This window comes from Herbaspirillum seropedicae (assembly GCF_001040945.1).
Classification (GTDB): Bacteria; Pseudomonadota; Gammaproteobacteria; order Burkholderiales; family Burkholderiaceae_D; genus Herbaspirillum; species Herbaspirillum seropedicae.
This window is the reverse complement of record NZ_CP011930.1, coordinates 4,214,428-4,231,978: the sequence shown is the minus strand read 5'-3', so window position 1 is coordinate 4,231,978 and position 17,551 is coordinate 4,214,428. Positions and strand designations below refer to the sequence as shown.

The window sequence follows — 17,551 nt, the reverse complement described above, 5'->3', positions numbered from 1 at the left end:
ACGGTACTGAGAGGAGGCGGCGACGACCAGGGTTCCCTGGCCGCACGCGCGGAAGGGGTCAGTCCAGCAGGGTCAGGATCTGCAATGGCGCATGCAATAGCGCATCGGCCTCCCATCCCGCAGGTTCGGTGTGGCCGCAGTAGCCCCAGGCGGCGGCGATGGTGGGCATGGCGGCGGCCTTGCCTGCCTGGATGTCGCGCAGGTCATCACCGACGTACCAGCAATCCTCGGGCGTCAGCTGTAGCCGGCGGGCGGCTTCCAGCAGCGGGGCGGGGTGCGGTTTGGAATGCGGCGTGGTATCGCCGGAGACGATGCAGCCGGCATGACCCAGGCCGATCTGCGGCGCCAGTACATCGGTGAAGCGGGCTGCCTTGTTGGTGACGATGCCCCAGGCGATGCCGCGCGCTTCCAGCTGGACCAGCAATTCAGGGATGCCGTCGAAGAGGCGGCTGTGGGTGGTCATGTTGGCCTGGTAGCGATCCAGAAAGCGCACGCGCAGTTCCTCATACTCATCCTCGCCCGGACGGATGCCCAGGGCTGCGCCGATCAGTCCGCGCGCGCCGGCCGATGCGACCGGGCGCAACTGCTCGTAGGGAGCGTCTTCCAGGCCGCGTTGCTGGCGCAGGAAATTGGCGGCAGCGGCCAGGTCGGGGGCGGTATCGGCAAGCGTGCCGTCGAGGTCGAACAGGATGGCGCGCGGAGGGCGTAAGGGCATGGCGGAGACAATGAAAACGAGAGGGAGGGAGGGGCATCAGGACTGCCGCTCATGCAGAGCGGGCAATCCTGATGCTGGTCAGCCAGATCAGGCCAGCTTGGTGCAGGCCACCAGGTAGTTGACGCTGGTATCGTCGTTGAGCGAATAGATCTTGGTCAGCGGGTTGTAGCCCATGCCCTTGAAGCCGTCGATCTGCAAGTCGGCCTGGCGGGTGTAGTGCGCCAGTTCGGCCGGGGTGATGAACTTGGCGTAGTCGTGGGTCCCCTTGGGCAGCAGGCGCAGCACGTATTCGGCGCCGATGATGGCCATCAGGTAGGACTTCATGTTGCGGTTGAGCGTGGAGAAGAACAGCTTGCCGCCCGGCTTGGCCAGGGTGGCGGCAGCGCGCACGATGGCTGCGGGATCGGGGACGTGCTCCAGCATTTCCATGCAGGTGACCACGTCGTACTGGCCGGCTTCGCGGGCGGCCATGTCTTCGGCGGCGATCTTTTCATAGCGCACCTGCACGCCCGATTCCATGCTGTGCAGGTCGGCCACTTTCAGGGCCTTGTCGGAGAGGTCGATGCCGGTGACATCGCCGCCCTTGAGGGCCATCGATTCGGCCAGGATGCCGCCGCCACAGCCGATGTCGATCACCTTCTTGCCGGCCAGCGGGGCGCGCGCATTGATCCACTCCAGGCGCAGCGGGTTGATTTCATGCAGGGGGCGGAATTCGGAACCCGGGTCCCACCAGCGATGGGCCAGTTCACTGAATTTCTGGATCTCTTGGGGATCGGCGTTCACGTTCGCCTGGGGTGCGGTGGTCGTATTCATAGGGCCTAATGATAGCCCAAAGACGCCATCGAAGTTGGCCGCGCCAGATCAAGGCGGCTTCTGAAACCATCTTGAAGCGCAAACGAAACAGGAATAAAAAAACCCCGCCGAAGCGGGGTTCATTGAGCCTTGTAGCGTCAATCGATTACTTGCGGGTACCCACAACTTCGATTTCCACACGACGGTTCTTGGCGCGGCCAGCAGCGGTCTTGTTGTCGGCGACCGGTTGCGACTTGCCCTTGCCTTCGGTGTAGACGCGGTTGGCTTCGACGCCCTTGGAGACCAGGTAGGCCTTCACGGATTCAGCGCGGCGAACCGACAGCTTCTGGTTGTAGGCAACCGAACCGATCGAGTCGGTGTGGCCGACAGCGATGATGACTTCCAGGTTGATGGCCTTCAGGTTGCCAACCAGTTCGTCCAGCTTGGCCTTGCCAGCCGGCTTCAGGGTTGCCTTGTCGAAATCGAAGAACGCGTCAGCAGCGTAGGTGACCTTTTCCGAGGTCGGAGCAGCTGCAGCAGCCGGAGCGGCAGGAGCAGCAGCAGCAACCGGAGCCGGTGCGGGCGGTTCTTCGCACGGACCGTTCACGTAAGCGGTTTGCCAGCACAGACCGTAACCGCTGCGGGTAACGACGTCACGACCATCTTGCAGGTACAGGCTGTTCGGACGAACCTTGATGTCCTTGGTTTCCTGAGCAGTTGCCGACAGAGCGATGGCTGCGGACGCAGCAGCGAAGACGAGTTTTGCTAATTTGTTCATGTTTCTCCTCTCGGGTGAGATATCCGCAGATAAACTGCGCTACAAGATTACGACATCAAAAAATGAATAATATCATGTGTTCAGGTCGTCACAGGCCCTTGTTCCATGGGGCTTGCAATGAACTTAGCCGCCATTCTGCCACACGGATTGCCCTTGAGCGATGCTTGCCAATTGGTCCAGACAACGTTTTTGGGACTGTGTTGTTTCTTCGCAACGGGATATTTTCGGGCTGTTTTTGTTCCATCAGGGGCCGAAAAACTTCGCTTTTTTTAAGAATATCCTTATTTTTCATACAGTTCGGCCATTTTCGTTGCGGCAAGTAGTTGCCTTTTTCTCCCGGGTATTGTCTCGCCTGTGGGGCTCCCCTAATGTCGCAATATTTCTTGATGAGGTCAGCGGAAGTTCGCGAACGCGGAACTTTCTTCCCGGTGCGGTTTGCCGGTGGGCATCAATATCCGGCCGGAAAGACGAATGGTCGCCTGCGCAGGTCATCCTGCCCCTTCTAATATATATAGGCGTTTTATGGCGGCAGCACGGCTGCTCTCGCGCGCCGGGAGGGCGGTGGCGCGGTCTGGGGCGCTGGCTCGAGGCGGCTGGCGGGCGCGCAAACGGGGTTTTGGGGGCTCCGGCGTGCTAGAATGTGCTGTTCTGATCATGTCCAAGGGCAAGGCCCGCTCGGTGTGATTTTTTTGACCGAGAAACATCTTTCGACTCTCCAATGGATCAATTCGCTAAAGAAACCATCCCCATTTCCCTCGAAGAAGAGATGCGCAAGAGTTACCTCGATTACGCCATGAGCGTGATCGTGGGCCGGGCACTGCCGGATGTGCGCGATGGCTTGAAGCCGGTGCACCGCCGTGTCCTGTATGCGATGCACGAGATGAACAACGTCTGGAACCGCCCGTTCGTGAAATGCGCGCGCGTGGTCGGCGAAGTCATGGGTAAGTACCACCCGCACGGCGACGCCTCCATCTATGACACCCTGGTGCGCATGGCCCAGGACTTCTCGCTGCGCTATACCCTAGTCGATGGCCAGGGCAACTTCGGTTCCATCGACGGCGACGGCGCGGCTGCGATGCGTTATACCGAGTGCCGCCTGGACAAGATTTCCAATGAACTGCTGGCCGACATCGAGAAGGAAACCGTCGATTTCGTGCCCAACTACGACGGCAAGGAAAAGGAACCCTCGGTCCTGCCGACCCGTATCCCCAACCTGCTGGTCAACGGCTCCTCCGGCATCGCCGTGGGCATGGCCACCAACATTCCGCCGCACAACATCACCGAGGTGATCAATGGCGCGCTGCACCTGCTGGCCAACGAGCAATGCACCATCGATGAACTGATCGAGCTGGTGCCGGCGCCGGACTTCCCCACCGGCGGCATCATCTATGGCGTCTCGGGCGTGCGCGATGGTTACCGCACCGGCCGTGGCCGCGTGGTCATGCGCGCCAAGACCCACTTCGAAGAGTATGGTCGCGAAGGCCGTATCGCCATCATCGTCGATGAGCTGCCCTACCAGGTCAACAAGAAGGCGCTGCTCGAACGCATCGCCGAGCTGGTGCGCGACAAGAAGCTCGAAGGCATCTCCGACCTGCGCGACGAGTCCGACAAGTCGGGCATGCGCGTGGTCATCGAATTGAAGCGCGGCGAAGTGCCGGAAGTGGTGCTCAACAATCTGTACAAGCAGACCCAGCTGCAAGACACCTTCGGCATGAACATGGTGGCGCTGGTCGATGGCCAGCCGCGCCTGCTGAACCTCAAGCAATTGCTGGAATGCTTCCTGTCGCACCGCCGCGAAGTGGTCACCCGCCGCACCGTGTTCGAACTGCGCAAGGCGCGCGAACGTGGCCACGTGCTGGAAGGCCTGGCGGTTGCGCTGGCCAATATCGATGACTTCATCGCCATCATCCGTGCCGCACCGACCCCGCCGATCGCCAAGGCCGAACTGATGTCGCGCGCCTGGGATTCGTCCATGGTGCGTGAGATGCTGGCCCGCGCCGGCGAGGCCAATGAAGGCGGCATCGAAGCCTTCCGTCCGGAAAGCCTGCCGGCCCATTACGGCATCCAGTCCGATGGTCTCTACAAGCTCTCCGACGAACAGGCCCAGGAAATCCTGCAGATGCGTCTGCAACGCCTGACCGGTCTGGAGCAGGACAAGATCGTCAACGAATACAAGGACGTGATGGCGCAGATCGCCGATCTGCTGGACATCCTGGCCAAGCCGGCCCGCGTGACCGCCATCATCACCGACGAACTCAACGCCGCCAAGAACGACTTCGGCATCGGCGCCAAGGACGAACGTCGCTCCACCATCGAGCACAACGCCACCGACCTGGCCACCGAAGACCTGATCACGCCGCAGGACATGGTGGTCACACTCTCGCACACCGGCTACATGAAGTCGCAACCGGTTTCCGAGTACCGCGCGCAAAAGCGCGGCGGTCGCGGCAAGCAAGCCATGGCGACCAAGGATGACGACTGGATCGACCAGCTCTTCATCGCCAATACGCACGACTACATCCTGTGCTTCTCCAACCGTGGCCGCCTGTACTGGCTGAAGGTGTGGGAAGTGCCGCAGGGTTCGCGCAATTCGCGCGGCAAGCCCATCGTCAACATGTTCCCGCTGCAGGATGGCGAGAAGATCACGGTGATCCTGCCGGTGTCGGGCGCCAACCGCAGCTTCCCGGATGACCGCTATGTCTTCATGGCCACCAGCCTGGGCACGGTCAAGAAGACCCCGCTGTCGGACTTTTCCAATCCGCGCAAGGCCGGCATCATCGCAGTGGACCTGGATGAGGGCGACTTCCTGATCGGCGCTGCGCTGACCGATGGCCAGCATGACGTGATGCTGTTCTCGGACGGCGGCAAGGCCGTGCGCTTCGACGAAAACGACGTGCGCCCGATGGGCCGTACCGCCCGCGGTGTGCGCGGCATGAACCTGGAAGAAACCCAGCAGGTCATCGCCCTGCTGGTGGCCGAGAACGAACAGCAGTCCGTGCTCACCGCCACCGAAAACGGCTTCGGCAAGCGCACTCCGATCACCGAGTACACCCGTCACGGCCGTGGCACCAAGGGCATGATCGCCATCCAGACCAGCGAACGCAACGGCAAGGTCGTGGCCGCCACGCTGGTGGATTCCACCGATGAGATCATGCTGATCACCACCGGTGGCGTGCTGATCCGCACCCGTGTCTCGGAGATCCGGGAGATGGGTCGCGCCACCCAGGGTGTGACCCTGATTGCCGTGGAAGACGGCACCAAGCTGTCCGGCCTGCAACGCGTGGTCGAGTCCGATGTGGAAGATGCAGTCGAAGGCGACAATGCCGAGGGCGCCGGCAGCGAGGCTCCTGCCGCTGGCGAGTAAGTAGCAAGTCCTGGGCGGTGGGCAACGCGCCTGCCGCCTTTTTTGATGGCGAACGCAGAAATGGTCTATAACTTTTCCGCCGGTCCGGCGGTATTGCCCAAGGAAGTGCTGCAACAGGCAGCCGACGAGATGCTGGACTGGCATGGCAGCGGCATGTCGGTCATGGAGATGAGCCATCGCGGCAAGGAATACATGTCCATCATCGAGGCCGCGCTGGCCGACGTGCGCGCGCTGATGAACATTCCGTCGAACTACAAGGTGCTGTTCCTGCAGGGCGGGGCCATCGCCGAGAACGCCATCATCCCGATGAACCTGGCGGCGCTGCGTTCGCCGGCCGGCAAGCACGAAGTCGGCGTGGCCGACTACATCAACACCGGTTCCTGGTCGACCAAGTCGATCAAGGAAGCGGGCCGTTACTGCACCGTGAATGTGGCCGCCTCTTCGGCCGACCGCAAGTTCGCCAGCATCCCGGCGCGCGCCGACTGGAAGCTCTCGCGCAATGCCGCCTACGTGCACATCTGCAGCAACGAGACCATCGACGGCGTCGAATACCAATACACACCGGAAGTCGCGGCCGACACCGACGGCGCACCGCTGGTGGCCGACATGTCCTCGCACATCCTCTCGCGCGAGGTGGATGTGTCGAAATACGGCGTCATCTACGGCGGCGCCCAGAAGAACATCGGTCCGGCCGGCGTGACCATCGTCATCGTGCGCGAAGACCTGCTGGGTCACGCGCTGCCGTTCTGCCCCTCGGCCTTCGACTGGAAGATCGTGGCCGACAACGATTCCATGTACAACACCCCGCCGACCTACGCGATCTACATCGCCGGGCTGGTGTTCCAGTGGATCAAGCGCCAGGGCGGGGTGGCGGCGCTGGAAGCGCGCAACATCGCCAAGGCCCGCCTGCTCTACGGCTACCTGGACAGCACCGATTTCTACAGCAACCGCATCGCAGCGGACTGCCGTTCCCGCATGAACGTGCCGTTCTTCCTGCGTGACGATGCGCTCAATGACACATTCCTGGCCGGCGCCAAAGAGCGCGGCCTGCTGCAGCTGAAAGGCCACAAGTCGGTCGGCGGCATGCGTGCATCGATCTACAACGCGATGCCGATCGAGGGCGTACAGGCCCTGGTCGATTATCTGAAAGACTTCGAAAAGCAGCACGGCTGAGGCCTGCACCTCTGCGGGCGGACAGCCCGTGCGGTGCCGGCCATGGCCGTGCGCCTAGCCAACGCCATGCCACGCCATGTGCGCCGCAGGCCGGTCTTCGCGCCGGCGCGCGGCGAGCAGACTGAGAAAGACCAAGATGAGTGACGACAAGTTGCTGCCCCTGCGCCAGAAGATCGATGCCATCGATGCGCAGATCCTCGACCTGCTGAACCAGCGCGCCCGCGTCGCGCAGGAAGTGGGCCACGTCAAGGCCGAGACCAATGCCCCGGTGTTCCGCCCCGAGCGCGAAGCCCAGGTGCTGCGCCGCGCCGCCGACCGCAATCCCGGTCCCTTGCTGGGCGCCGATATCCAGACCATCTTCCGTGAAGTAATGTCGGCCTGCCGCGCGCTGGAAAAGCGCGTGGTGGTGGCCTACCTCGGCCCTGAGGGCACCTTCAGCGAACAGGCGGTGTACCAGCAGTTCGGCCACGCCATCGAAGGCCTGTCCTGCGTCTCCATCGATGAAGTGTTCCGCGATGCCGAAGCCGGCACCGCCGATTTCGGTGTGGTGCCCATCGAGAATTCTTCCGAAGGCGTGATCAATCGCACCCTCGACCTGTTGTTGCAGACCACCCTGACCATCAGCGGTGAGGTGTCCATCCCCGTGCATCACAGCCTGATGACCGCCAGCGGCAAGATGGAGGGCATCACCCGCATCTGCGCCCACTCGCAGGCGCTGGCCCAGTGCAATGCCTGGCTGAACCAGAACTATCCGTCCATCGAACGCCAGGCCGTCGCCTCCAATGCCGAGGCTGCCCGCATGGCCGGTGAAGACCAGAGCGTGGCCGCCATTGCCGGCGAGATTGCCGGGCAGAAGTACAACCTGCAGACGGTCAACGCCCACATCCAGGACGATCCGCACAACCGCACCCGCTTTGCCGTGATCGGTCGGCTGCGGACCGCGCCCTCGGGCCGTGACCAGACTTCCATCGTGCTGTCGGTGCCCAACAAGGCCGGCGCGGTCTACAATCTGCTGGCCCCGCTGGCGCGTCACGGCGTGTCGATGACGCGCTTCGAGTCGCGCCCGGCGCGCATGGGGGCGTGGGAATACTATTTCTATGTCGACCTGGAAGGTCACGAGCAGGATGAAAAGGTTGCCCAGGCGCTGGAAGAGCTGCGCCAGAACGCCGCCTTCTTCAAGCTGCTGGGTTCCTATCCGCTGGGCCTGTAAGTGCCGGCCATCCCGATCTCCATCCAGCCAGAGTCCAACGTGTTCAAGAAAGTCGTCATCTTCGGCGTGGGCCTCATCGGCGGCTCCTTCGCCCTGGCCCTGCGCCGCGCCGGCCAGGCCGCGCATATCGTCGGCGTGGGCCGCTCCCTGCAGAGCCTGGAACGCGCCCGCGAGCTGGGTATCATCGACGCCGTGGCCACCGATGCGGCCAGCGCCGTGCAGGGCGCTGACCTGATCCTGGTCGCCGCGCCGGTGGCGCAGACCGGCCCTATCCTGGCCTCTATCGCCCCGCACCTGGAGCCGCAGGCCATCGTCACCGATGCCGGCAGCACCAAGAGCGATGTGGTGGCGGCTGCGCGCATGGCGCTGGGCGATCGTATTGTCCAGTTCATCCCCGCCCATCCGATTGCCGGACGCGAGAAACATGGTCCGGAAGCCGCGCTGGCCGAGCTGTACGAGGGCAAGAAGGTGGTGATTACCGCCTTGCCCGAGAATGACGCCGCCGACGTGGAGATCGTCGCTGCCGCCTGGCGTGCTTGCGGCGCGGTCATCCACCGCCTCTCGCCGCAGGAGCATGACGCCGTGTTCGCATCGGTGAGCCATCTGCCGCATGTGCTGGCCTTTGCGCTGGTGGACGACATCGCCGCCAAGCCGCATGCGGCCACGCTGTTCCAGTACGCAGCCAGCGGCTTCCGGGATTTCACACGCATTGCTGCGTCCTCGCCCGAGATGTGGCGCGATATCACGCTGGCCAACCGCGATGCGCTGCTCACCGAAGTCGATGCCTATCTGCTGCAGTTGCAGAACATCCGCGCCATGATCGCCGCTGGCGATGGCCCCGGCATCGAGAAGATCTATGCCAGCGCCCAGCATGCGCGCCAGCAGTGGGCGGCCGCCATCGAGGCGGCCGAGCGCAAGGCGTCCTGAATCAACAGTCCCTGCAGCCCCTTAACAGCCCTTAACGCTTATATGTTTGCCGCTCTGGCGGCCCGATTCATCCACAGAAAACCATGACGATGAAACAGCCTTCCTATCCCCGCCATATCGACCTGGCTCCGGTGCATCACGTGCAGGGCACGGTCAAGCTGCCCGGCTCCAAGAGCATCTCCAACCGCATCCTGCTGCTGGCGGCGCTCTCGGGCGGCACCACCCGCATCTTCGACCTGCTGGCCTCCGACGATACCCTGGTCATGCTGATGGCCCTGCAGACGCTGGGCGTGAAGTGGGAGCAGATCGAAGGCACCCAGGATTACATCGTCCACGGCGTCAACGGCGTGTTGCCGGTGCACCAGGCCGACCTCTTCATGGGCAACGCCGGCACCGCCATCCGTCCGCTCACGGCCGCCCTGGCCGTGCTGGGCGGCGACTACACGCTGCACGGCGTGCCGCGCATGCATGAGCGTCCCATCGGCGACCTGGTGGATGCCTTGAATGCGGTGGGCATGCGCATCGACTACACCGGCAATCCGGGCTATCCGCCGCTGCATATCCGCCGCGGCCAGCTGACTTCGTCGCGCATGAAGGTGCGCGGCAATGTCTCCAGCCAGTTCCTGACCGCGCTGCTGATGGCCGCGCCGCTGATGGCGCGCGAAGAAGCCATGCAGATCGACGTGGTTGGCGAACTGATCTCCAAGCCCTACATCGAAATCACCCTGAACCTGATGCGCCGCTTCAGCGTGGAGGTCGAACGCGACGGCTGGCAGCAGTTCATCATCAAGCCGGGCCAGCATTACCGCAGCCCCGGCAGCATCCATGTCGAAGGCGATGCCTCCTCGGCCTCCTACTTCCTGGCGGCCGGCGCGATCACCGGCGGCCCGATCCGCGTGGAAGGCGTGGGGCGCGACAGCATCCAGGGTGACGTGCGCTTCGTCGAGGCGCTGGAGCTGATGGGCGCGACCATCACCATGGGCGAGAACTGGATCGAGGCGTCTTCCAATGGCCCGCTCAAGGCCGTCGATGCCGACTTCAACCACATCCCCGATGCCGCCATGACCATTGCCGTGGCGGCCCTGTATGCCGACGGTCCCAGCACCCTGCGCAATATCGCCAGCTGGCGCGTCAAGGAAACCGACCGCCTGGCCGCCATGGCCACCGAACTGCGCAAGCTGGGCGCGCAAGTGGAAGAGGGCGCCGACTACCTCACCGTGACGCCGCCGGCCGAGATCGGCACGGCCACCATCGACACCTATGATGACCACCGCATGGCCATGTGTTTCTCGCTGGCATCGCTGGATGGCGCATTGCGTCGCGGCAACCGTGTGCGCATCAATGATCCCAAGTGCGTGGCCAAGACCTTCCCCGACTATTTCGATGTCTTCAAAAAGATTGCCGAGCAAACCTTGATCTGATACACCCTGTGCATTAGGCAAAAACTACTAAATTATTTGTTCATTCAGGGTTCAGGCCATGGAAAAACCAAAGATACCGGTCATCACCATCGATGGCCCCACCGCCTCGGGCAAAGGCACCGTGGCGCAGAAGGTGGCCCAGCAACTGGGTTTCCACTATCTCGACTCGGGCGCGCTGTACCGCCTGACGGCCTTGTCGGTGCTGCGCCGGGGCATTGCGCTCAATGATGAGCACGCGCTGGCCAAGGCCGCCGAGCACCTGCATTGCCATTTCGACGGCGCCCACATCTTCCTCTCCAATGAAGACGTGACCCAGGCCATCCGCGCCGAGGAAGTCGGCAACACCGCCTCCAAGATCGCCGCCCTGATCACGGTGCGCCAGGCTTTGTACGGCCTGCAATTGTCATTCAGGAAACCTCCCGGCCTGGTCGCCGATGGCCGCGACATGGGCACCGTCATCTTCCCTGGCGCCCGTCTGAAGGTATTTTTGACCGCTTCTGTGGAAGCGCGCGCCACAAGACGCTATAAGCAATTGATTGACAAGGGTTTTTCTGCTAATATCGAAGACCTCTCCAGAGATTTGAAGGAGCGCGACGAACGCGACATGAGTCGCTCGTCAGCCCCCTTGAAGCCTGCGGAGGGCGCATATCACCTGGATACATCCGACATGACCGCTGACGAAGCGGTGCAGCAGGTACTCAGCTGGTACGCTGCCCTGGGGCACTGAAAGCCGCCTGCAAAGGCGCTTTCCAGACCCGCAAGGGGCAAGTCCTTGTTGTACCCGTAGTTGTACCCGTAGTGCCATTGGTGCCCGGCAGATGCAAAGTCTGACGGGTGTTGATAAACCTAACCCAGTACCCATGTCGTCGGCGGCAACGCAGGCGGCAGTGCAAGTCGGCATGATTGCATCACACGGATACCGGCCAATCTTTCTTACTTTCTTTTATGTCTACCACTACCGTTATCGCTGCAGGTGTTGATACCTCCAGCGAATTTGCTGCTCTGTTCGAAGAATCGCTGTCGCGTCAGGACATGCGTTCGGGTGAAGTCATCTCGGCAGAAGTCGTGCGCCTGGATCACAACTTCGTGATCGTCAACGCCGGCCTGAAGTCCGAAGCTTTCATCCCTGTTGAAGAATTCAAGAACGACAACGGCGAAGTCGAAGTCAACGTCGGCGACTTCATCTCCGTTGCGATCGAATCCCTGGAAAACGGTTTCGGCGACACCATCCTGTCGCGCGACAAGGCCAAGCGTCTGGCATCGTGGCTCTCGCTGGAAAAGGCGATGGAGTCTGGCGAGATCGTCACCGGCACCGTCAATGGCAAGGTCAAGGGCGGCCTGACCGTGCTGACCAACGGCATCCGCGCCTTCCTGCCGGGGTCGCTGGTCGACACCCGTCCGGTCAAGGACACCACCCCGTTCGAAGGCAAGACCCTGGAATTCAAGGTCATCAAGCTGGACCGCAAGCGCAACAACGTGGTGCTGTCGCGCCGCGCCGTGATCGAAGCCTCGATGGGCGAAGAGCGCGCCAAGCTGATGGAAACCCTGAAGGAAGGCACCGTCGTCACCGGTATCGTCAAGAACATCACCGACTACGGTGCGTTCGTTGACCTGGGCGGCATCGACGGCCTGCTGCACATCACCGACCTGGCATGGCGTCGCGTGCGTCACCCGTCGGAAGTGCTGTCGGTTGGCCAAGAGATCACCGCCAAGGTCCTGAAGTACGATCAAGAGAAGAACCGCGTCTCCCTGGGCGTGAAGCAACTGGGCGACGATCCGTGGACCGGTCTGTCGCGTCGCTACCCGCAAGGCACCCGCCTGTTCGGCAAGGTCACCAACCTGACCGACTACGGTGCATTCGTGGAAGTCGAACAAGGCATCGAAGGCCTGGTGCACGTCTCCGAAATGGACTGGACCAACAAGAACGTGGCCCCGAACAAGGTTGTCCAGCTGGGCGACGAAGTCGAAGTCATGGTTCTGGAAATCGACGAAGAGCGTCGTCGTATCTCCCTGGGCATGAAGCAGTGCAAGCCGAACCCGTGGGACGACTTCGCCATGAGCCACAAGAAGGGCGACAAGGTCAAGGGTTCGATCAAGTCGATCACCGACTTCGGCGTCTTCATCGGCCTGCCGGGCAACATCGACGGCCTGGTGCACCTGTCCGACCTGTCCTGGACCGAAGCTGGCGAAGAAGCCGTGCGCAAGTTCAAGAAGGGCGACGAGCTGGAAGCCGTTGTGCTGGCCATCGACGTGGAACGCGAGCGCGTTTCCCTGGGCGTGAAGCAGCTGGAAGGCGACCCGTTCAACAACTTCGCTGCGCTGAACGACAAGGGCGCGATCGTGACCGGTACCGTCAAGTCGGTTGAGCCCAAGGGCGCTGTGATCCAGCTGACCGACGAAGTCGAAGGCTACCTGCGCGCTTCCGAAATCTCCCGCGACCGCGTGGAAGATGCCGGCACCCACCTGAAGGTTGGCGATTCCGTCGAAGCCCTGGTCATCAACATCGACCGCAAGGCACGCAGCATCCAGCTGTCGATCAAGGCCAAGGACAACGCCGAGACCCAGGAAGCCATGCAGAAGATGTCGGCTGACTCCAACGCTGCTTCGGGCACCACCAGCCTGGGCGCGCTGCTGAAGGCCAAGCTCGACAACAAGAACTGATCTTCCGCTCACGATGACAAAGTCGGAGCTGATCGCCCGTCTGGCTGAGCGTTATCCGCAACTTGTCGCCAAGGATGCGGATTACGCGGTCAAAACCATCCTCGATGCCATGGTCGACGCTCTCGCGACCGGCCAGCGCATCGAGATCCGTGGTTTTGGCAGCTTTGCGCTCAACCGCCGTCCGCCGCGTATCGGCCGCAATCCCAAGTCTGGCGACAAGGTGATGGTCCCCGAAAAACGGGTGCCCCACTTCAAGCCGGGCAAGGAATTGCGCGAGCGCGTGGATGCGATGGTCGGCCAGCCAATCCGCGAGGATTGAACCGGCTGGGCCATCCGGGAAGTACAGTCTTGCAGTATCGGGCAGTCCTGGTTGACCGCCCCCGACCGGCAAACCACCTGCGCAAGCGCGTGGCGAGCCGGTGTAAAGGCAGGTCAACAAAATGAACGGCATCTTTGGATGCCGTTTTTTTTCACGTACAATCCCGCTTTGACTCGGAAAAGCACGGGAAAAGGGCCCAAATTCGCGGCCAACGCAGTGAACTTGCGCTTTCATCCCTACCGCGATGCGGTCGGACTTGCCTTCCGGGCCTCACAACGACCCGCCAGAAAGGATTACGCCATGAAAATTATTTCCCGATTGATCGCGGCCATCCTGTTCGTCTTTTTCTTCTTCTTCGCGCTGCGCAACACCCAGGAAGTGACCCTGCATTTCTTCCTCGGCTATGAGCGCACCGACCCGCTGGTGCTGGTGCTGCTGGCCTTCTTCGTCGTCGGCGCCGTGCTGGGCGTGCTGGCCATGGCCCCGCTGGTGCTGCGTCACCGCCGCGAAGCCGCGCGCTACAAGAAGGCGCTGTCGCAGATCCAGAAGCAGCAGGAAGAGATCGCCCAGGTGCAGGCCCAGCCGCCCCAGCCTGACAGCGTGATCACCGCGCAGCACATCCTCTAATCGTCCCCCTCTCTTTATGGAATTTGAATTTTGGTGGTTGCTCGGCATCCCGGTCTTCTTCGGCCTGGGGTGGATTGCCGCGCGTGTGGATATCAACCAGTTGCTCTCCGAGTCCCGCACGCTGCCGCGCGGCTACTTCAAGGGACTCAATTTCCTGCTCAATGAGCAACCTGACAAGGCCATCGACGCCTTCATCGAGATCGTCAAGCTGGACCCCGAGACGGTGGAGTTGCACTTTGCGCTAGGCAACCTGTTCCGCCGCCGTGGCGAGACCGAACGCGCCATCCGCGTGCACCAGAACCTGCTGGCGCGTCCCGACCTGCCGGCGGAACATCATGGCCATGCTCTCTATGAACTGGGCCAGGATTACCTGAAGGCGGGTCTCCTGGACCGCGCCGAAGAAAGCTTCAACAGGCTCATCGATACCCAGTACAGCGCCCAGGCCGGCCGCGCCCTGCTGGAAATCTACCAGCGCGAGAAGGAGTGGGAACGCGCCATCTCCGCCGCCGAGATCCTGCAAGCCACCGGCGCCGGTGGCCGCCAGCGCGAGATCGCCCAGTTCTATTGCGAGCTGGCTGCCGATGAGCTGGTGCGCACCAATACCGAAGCCGCCATGGCGCTGCTGGAAAAAGCCCTGGCCGCCGACCGCAAGAGCGTGCGCGCCACCATGCTCATGGGTGACGCCCTGCGCGCCCAGGGCGACATCGAAGGTGCGCTGGAAACCTGGCGCCGGGTGGAACACCAGAGCGTGCCGCATACCGCCCTGGTGGCGCAGCGTCTCATGGATGGCTATGTCGCAGTGGGTCGCGTGCAGGAAGGCATCAACCTGCTGCGCGCCTACCTGGCCGAAGCCCCCTCGATCGACCTGCTGGAAGTGGTCTTCAAGGCCGTGCTCGAAGTCGATGGCGTGGACGCGGCCAACCTGCTGGTGAGCGATGAACTGCGCCGCACCCCCACGCTGCTGGCCCTGGACAAGTTCCTGGAGGCGCGCATGATGAACGCCCCCCAAACCGCCCGTTCGGAACTGTCGGTGGTCAAGACGCTGGTGCATGGCTATACGCAGAAGCTGGCCCGCTACCAGTGCAGCCACTGCGGCTTCAAGGCGCGCCAGTTCTACTGGCAATGCCCTGGCTGCAGCCGCTGGGAAACCTATCCGCCGCGCCGCACCGAAGAACTCAATGTCATGAACTGAGGCTGCTGGCTGGCCTTACTGCGTACTGTACTGAAGAACCTGGAAACACCATGAAAATCACTATCATCGGCACCGGCTATGTTGGCCTGGTGACCGGCGCCTGTCTGGCCGAACTGGGCAACGACGTGTTCTGTCTCGACGTCGATCAACGCAAGGTCGACATCCTCAACAATGGCGGCATTCCCATCCACGAACCCGGCCTGGAAGAAGTGGTGGAGCGCAACCGCGCGGCCGGTCGCCTGCAGTTTTCCACCGATGTGGCCGCCAGCGTGGCGCATGGCGATATCCAGTTCATCGCCGTGGGCACCCCGCCTGACGAAGACGGTTCTGCCGACCTGCAATATGTGCTGGCTGCAGCCCGCAACATCGGCCGTTACATGGAAGGCTTCAAGGTCGTGGTGGACAAGTCCACCGTGCCGGTGGGCACCGCCGACCGCGTCAAGGCCGCCATCGCCGACGAGCTGGCTCAGCGCGGCAAGACCGAGCTGAGCTTCTCGGTGGTCTCCAACCCCGAATTCCTCAAGGAAGGCGCCGCGGTGGAAGACTTCATGCGCCCCGACCGCATCGTCATCGGCCACGACCAGAGCCCCGAAGGCCTGCACGCCCAGACCCTGATGAAGAAGCTCTACGCCCCCTTCAACCGCAACCACGAACGCACCTACTGGATGGACGTGCGCTCGGCCGAATTCACCAAGTATGCCGCCAACGCCATGCTGGCCACGCGCATCTCCTTCATGAATGAACTGGCCAACCTGGCCGACAAGGTCGGCGCCGACATCGAATCGGTGCGCCACGGCATCGGTTCGGACCCGCGCATCGGCCACAGCTTCCTGTACGCCGGCTGCGGCTACGGCGGTTCCTGCTTCCCCAAGGACGTGCAGGCGCTGGAACGTACTGCGCGCGACTATGACCAGTCGCTGCTGATCCTGCGCGCCGTCGAACAGGTCAATGACCTGCAGAAGCATGTGCTGGGCAAGAAGGTGGTGGCGCGCTTCGGCGAAGATCTCGCCGGCAAGCATTTCGCGCTGTGGGGCCTGGCCTTCAAGCCCAACACCGACGACATGCGCGAGGCTTCCTCGCGCGTGCTGATCGGCGAACTGGTGCGTCGTGGCGCCACCGTGGCGGTCTATGACCCGGTAGCCATGAAGGAAGCCTCGCGCGTGCTGCAGCTGGACTTTGCCGACGACGCCGCGCTGCTGCAGCGCATCCGTTTCGGCACCTCGCCCATGGATACGCTGCAGGATGCCGACGCCCTGGCCATCGTCACCGAATGGAAGGCCTTCCGCAGCCCCGACTTCGAGCGCGTCAAGGCGACGCTGAAGAACCCGGTCATCTTCGATGGCCGCAATCTCTTCGATCCGCAGCTCATGGCCGACAGCGGCATCGAATACTATGGCATCGGCCGTTCGCTTCTCGCCCGTGGACAATAACGTGAACAAAGACCTCGTCTCTGCCTGGAGCAACGCCCGCATCCTGGTGGTGGGCGATGTGATGCTGGACCGCTACTGGTTCGGCGAAGTCAACCGCATCTCGCCCGAAGCCCCGGTTCCGGTGGTGCGGGTCGAGCGCAAGGAAGAGCGCCTCGGGGGCGCGGCCAACGTGGCGCGCAACATCGCCAGCCTGGGCGCGCAGACGGCGTTGCTGGGCGTGACCGGCGACGACGAACCGGCCCGCGTGATGGACGCCATGTTGCGCGAGATGGGCATTGCCAGCCATCTCAACCGCGATCCCAGCATCTCCACCATCGTCAAGCTGCGCGTGATCGGTCGCCAGCAACAGCTGGTGCGCATCGATTTCGAGGAAGCTCCCACCGATACCGTGCTGCGCGACAAGCTCACGCAGTTCAATACCCTGGTGGCCGACTACGACGTCATCCTCTTCTCCGACTACGCCAAGGGCAGCCTGGTCAATGTGGCCGAGATGATCGCCACCGCCCGCAAGCTCGGCAAGCGCATCCTGGTCGATCCCAAGGGCGATGATTTCCAGCGCTATGTGGGCGCATCGTTGCTGACGCCCAACAAGTCCGAGCTGGTGCGTATCGTCGGCCAGTGGAAGAACGAGGACGATCTCACCGCCCGCGCCCAGAAGCTGCGCGCCGAGCTGCAGCTGGAAGCGTTGCTGCTGACCCGGTCGGAAGAGGGGATGAGCCTGTACCGCGATGGCGAGGTTACGCACTTCCCGACCATGGCGCGCGAGGTGTTCGATGTCTCCGGTGCGGGCGATACCGTCATCGGCACGCTGGCCGTGATGCTGGGGGCTGGCGCATCGCTGGTGGAGGCCGTGACCATGGCCAACCGCGCCGGCGGCATCGTGGTCGGCAAGCTGGGCACCGCCACCGTCACCCGCGAGGAATTGCTGGGCTGATTTGAAGC

The 17,551-nt window shown here is 62.7% G+C and carries 15 protein-coding genes; 12 read left to right on the top strand and 3 right to left on the bottom strand.

Annotated elements, in window-relative coordinates; genetic code table 11:
* Positions 1–58: 58 nt before the first annotated feature.
* The 3 genes from ACP92_RS18405 to ompA form a co-directional block, all read right to left on the bottom strand.
* Positions 59–715, bottom strand: a complete 657-nt coding sequence (locus tag ACP92_RS18405; protein ID WP_013235638.1) for an HAD family hydrolase — start codon at positions 713–715, stop codon at positions 59–61.
* Positions 716–802: 87 nt separating this feature from the next.
* Positions 803–1,528, bottom strand: coding sequence for a bifunctional 2-polyprenyl-6-hydroxyphenol methylase/3-demethylubiquinol 3-O-methyltransferase UbiG (gene ubiG, locus ACP92_RS18400; RefSeq protein ID WP_013235637.1), 726 nt, complete (start codon positions 1,526–1,528; stop codon positions 803–805).
* A 145-nt stretch (positions 1,529–1,673) separates the two neighbouring features.
* Complete coding sequence (ompA, locus tag ACP92_RS18395) at positions 1,674–2,285, bottom strand: outer membrane protein OmpA (protein ID WP_013235636.1); 612 nt, start codon at positions 2,283–2,285, stop codon at positions 1,674–1,676.
* A 718-nt stretch (positions 2,286–3,003) separates the two neighbouring features.
* Between ompA and gyrA the strand changes: the two genes are divergently transcribed.
* From gyrA to rfaE1, 12 genes are all read left to right on the top strand, one after another.
* Positions 3,004–5,649 carry a DNA gyrase subunit A gene (gene gyrA / locus ACP92_RS18390; protein WP_013235635.1) on the top strand — a complete coding sequence of 882 codons (2,646 nt, stop codon included), beginning with the start codon at positions 3,004–3,006 and terminating at the stop codon, positions 5,647–5,649.
* A gap of 60 nt (positions 5,650–5,709) precedes the next feature.
* Complete coding sequence (gene serC, locus ACP92_RS18385; protein ID WP_013235634.1) at positions 5,710–6,822, top strand: 3-phosphoserine/phosphohydroxythreonine transaminase; 1,113 nt, start codon at positions 5,710–5,712, stop codon at positions 6,820–6,822.
* Positions 6,823–6,958: 136 nt separating this feature from the next.
* Positions 6,959–8,032: a prephenate dehydratase gene (pheA, locus tag ACP92_RS18380; RefSeq protein ID WP_041311162.1), complete on the top strand. Its 1,074-nt coding sequence runs from the start codon at positions 6,959–6,961 to the stop codon at positions 8,030–8,032.
* 39 nt (positions 8,033–8,071) lie between these two features.
* The gene (locus ACP92_RS18375; RefSeq protein WP_013235632.1) at positions 8,072–8,959 is read left to right on the top strand and encodes a prephenate dehydrogenase; all 888 of its coding nucleotides are present in this window, start codon (positions 8,072–8,074) and stop codon (positions 8,957–8,959) included.
* A gap of 89 nt (positions 8,960–9,048) precedes the next feature.
* The gene (gene aroA, locus ACP92_RS18370; protein WP_041311160.1) at positions 9,049–10,380 is read left to right on the top strand and encodes a 3-phosphoshikimate 1-carboxyvinyltransferase; all 1,332 of its coding nucleotides are present in this window, start codon (positions 9,049–9,051) and stop codon (positions 10,378–10,380) included.
* A gap of 58 nt (positions 10,381–10,438) precedes the next feature.
* Entirely contained in the window at positions 10,439–11,107 is a 669-nt protein-coding gene (cmk, locus tag ACP92_RS18365; RefSeq protein WP_013235630.1) for a (d)CMP kinase, read from the top strand.
* Positions 11,108–11,325: 218 nt separating this feature from the next.
* Entirely contained in the window at positions 11,326–13,041 is a 1,716-nt protein-coding gene (gene rpsA / locus ACP92_RS18360; protein ID WP_081441923.1) for a 30S ribosomal protein S1, read from the top strand.
* Between the two features lie 13 nt (positions 13,042–13,054).
* The gene (locus ACP92_RS18355) at positions 13,055–13,360 is read left to right on the top strand and encodes an integration host factor subunit beta (RefSeq protein ID WP_006462119.1); all 306 of its coding nucleotides are present in this window, start codon (positions 13,055–13,057) and stop codon (positions 13,358–13,360) included.
* 300 nt (positions 13,361–13,660) lie between these two features.
* Positions 13,661–13,987, top strand: coding sequence for a LapA family protein (locus tag ACP92_RS18350; protein ID WP_013235628.1), 327 nt, complete (start codon positions 13,661–13,663; stop codon positions 13,985–13,987).
* 16 nt (positions 13,988–14,003) lie between these two features.
* Positions 14,004–15,179, top strand: a complete 1,176-nt coding sequence (gene lapB / locus ACP92_RS18345) for a lipopolysaccharide assembly protein LapB (protein ID WP_013235627.1) — start codon at positions 14,004–14,006, stop codon at positions 15,177–15,179.
* Positions 15,180–15,229: 50 nt separating this feature from the next.
* Positions 15,230–16,609: a UDP-glucose dehydrogenase family protein gene (locus ACP92_RS18340; protein WP_013235626.1), complete on the top strand. Its 1,380-nt coding sequence runs from the start codon at positions 15,230–15,232 to the stop codon at positions 16,607–16,609.
* Entirely contained in the window at positions 16,572–17,543 is a 972-nt protein-coding gene (gene rfaE1 / locus ACP92_RS18335) for a D-glycero-beta-D-manno-heptose-7-phosphate kinase (RefSeq protein ID WP_216666006.1), read from the top strand. The genes ACP92_RS18340 and rfaE1 overlap by 38 nt, the downstream gene beginning before the upstream one ends.
* The last annotated feature ends 8 nt before the right edge of the window (positions 17,544–17,551 follow it).

Bases quoted from the DNA above. Each gene is read 5' to 3' on its own strand.
- rfaE1 (WP_216666006.1), top strand. From the start codon at position 16,572: ATGGCATCGGCCGTTCGCTTCTCGCCCGTGGACAATAACGTGAACAAA.
- ACP92_RS18405 (WP_013235638.1), bottom strand. From the start codon at position 715: ATGCCCTTACGCCCTCCGCGCGCCATCCTGTTCGACCTCGACGGCACG.
- rpsA (WP_081441923.1), top strand. From the start codon at position 11,326: ATGTCTACCACTACCGTTATCGCTGCAGGTGTTGATACCTCCAGCGAA.
- ubiG (WP_013235637.1), bottom strand. From the start codon at position 1,528: ATGAATACGACCACCGCACCCCAGGCGAACGTGAACGCCGATCCCCAA.
- serC (WP_013235634.1), top strand. From the start codon at position 5,710: ATGGTCTATAACTTTTCCGCCGGTCCGGCGGTATTGCCCAAGGAAGTG.
- ACP92_RS18350 (WP_013235628.1), top strand. From the start codon at position 13,661: ATGAAAATTATTTCCCGATTGATCGCGGCCATCCTGTTCGTCTTTTTC.
- lapB (WP_013235627.1), top strand. From the start codon at position 14,004: ATGGAATTTGAATTTTGGTGGTTGCTCGGCATCCCGGTCTTCTTCGGC.
- ACP92_RS18355 (WP_006462119.1), top strand. From the start codon at position 13,055: ATGACAAAGTCGGAGCTGATCGCCCGTCTGGCTGAGCGTTATCCGCAA.
- ACP92_RS18340 (WP_013235626.1), top strand. From the start codon at position 15,230: ATGAAAATCACTATCATCGGCACCGGCTATGTTGGCCTGGTGACCGGC.
- gyrA (WP_013235635.1), top strand. From the start codon at position 3,004: ATGGATCAATTCGCTAAAGAAACCATCCCCATTTCCCTCGAAGAAGAG.
- aroA (WP_041311160.1), top strand. From the start codon at position 9,049: ATGAAACAGCCTTCCTATCCCCGCCATATCGACCTGGCTCCGGTGCAT.
- pheA (WP_041311162.1), top strand. From the start codon at position 6,959: ATGAGTGACGACAAGTTGCTGCCCCTGCGCCAGAAGATCGATGCCATC.
- ompA (WP_013235636.1), bottom strand. From the start codon at position 2,285: ATGAACAAATTAGCAAAACTCGTCTTCGCTGCTGCGTCCGCAGCCATC.
- cmk (WP_013235630.1), top strand. From the start codon at position 10,439: ATGGAAAAACCAAAGATACCGGTCATCACCATCGATGGCCCCACCGCC.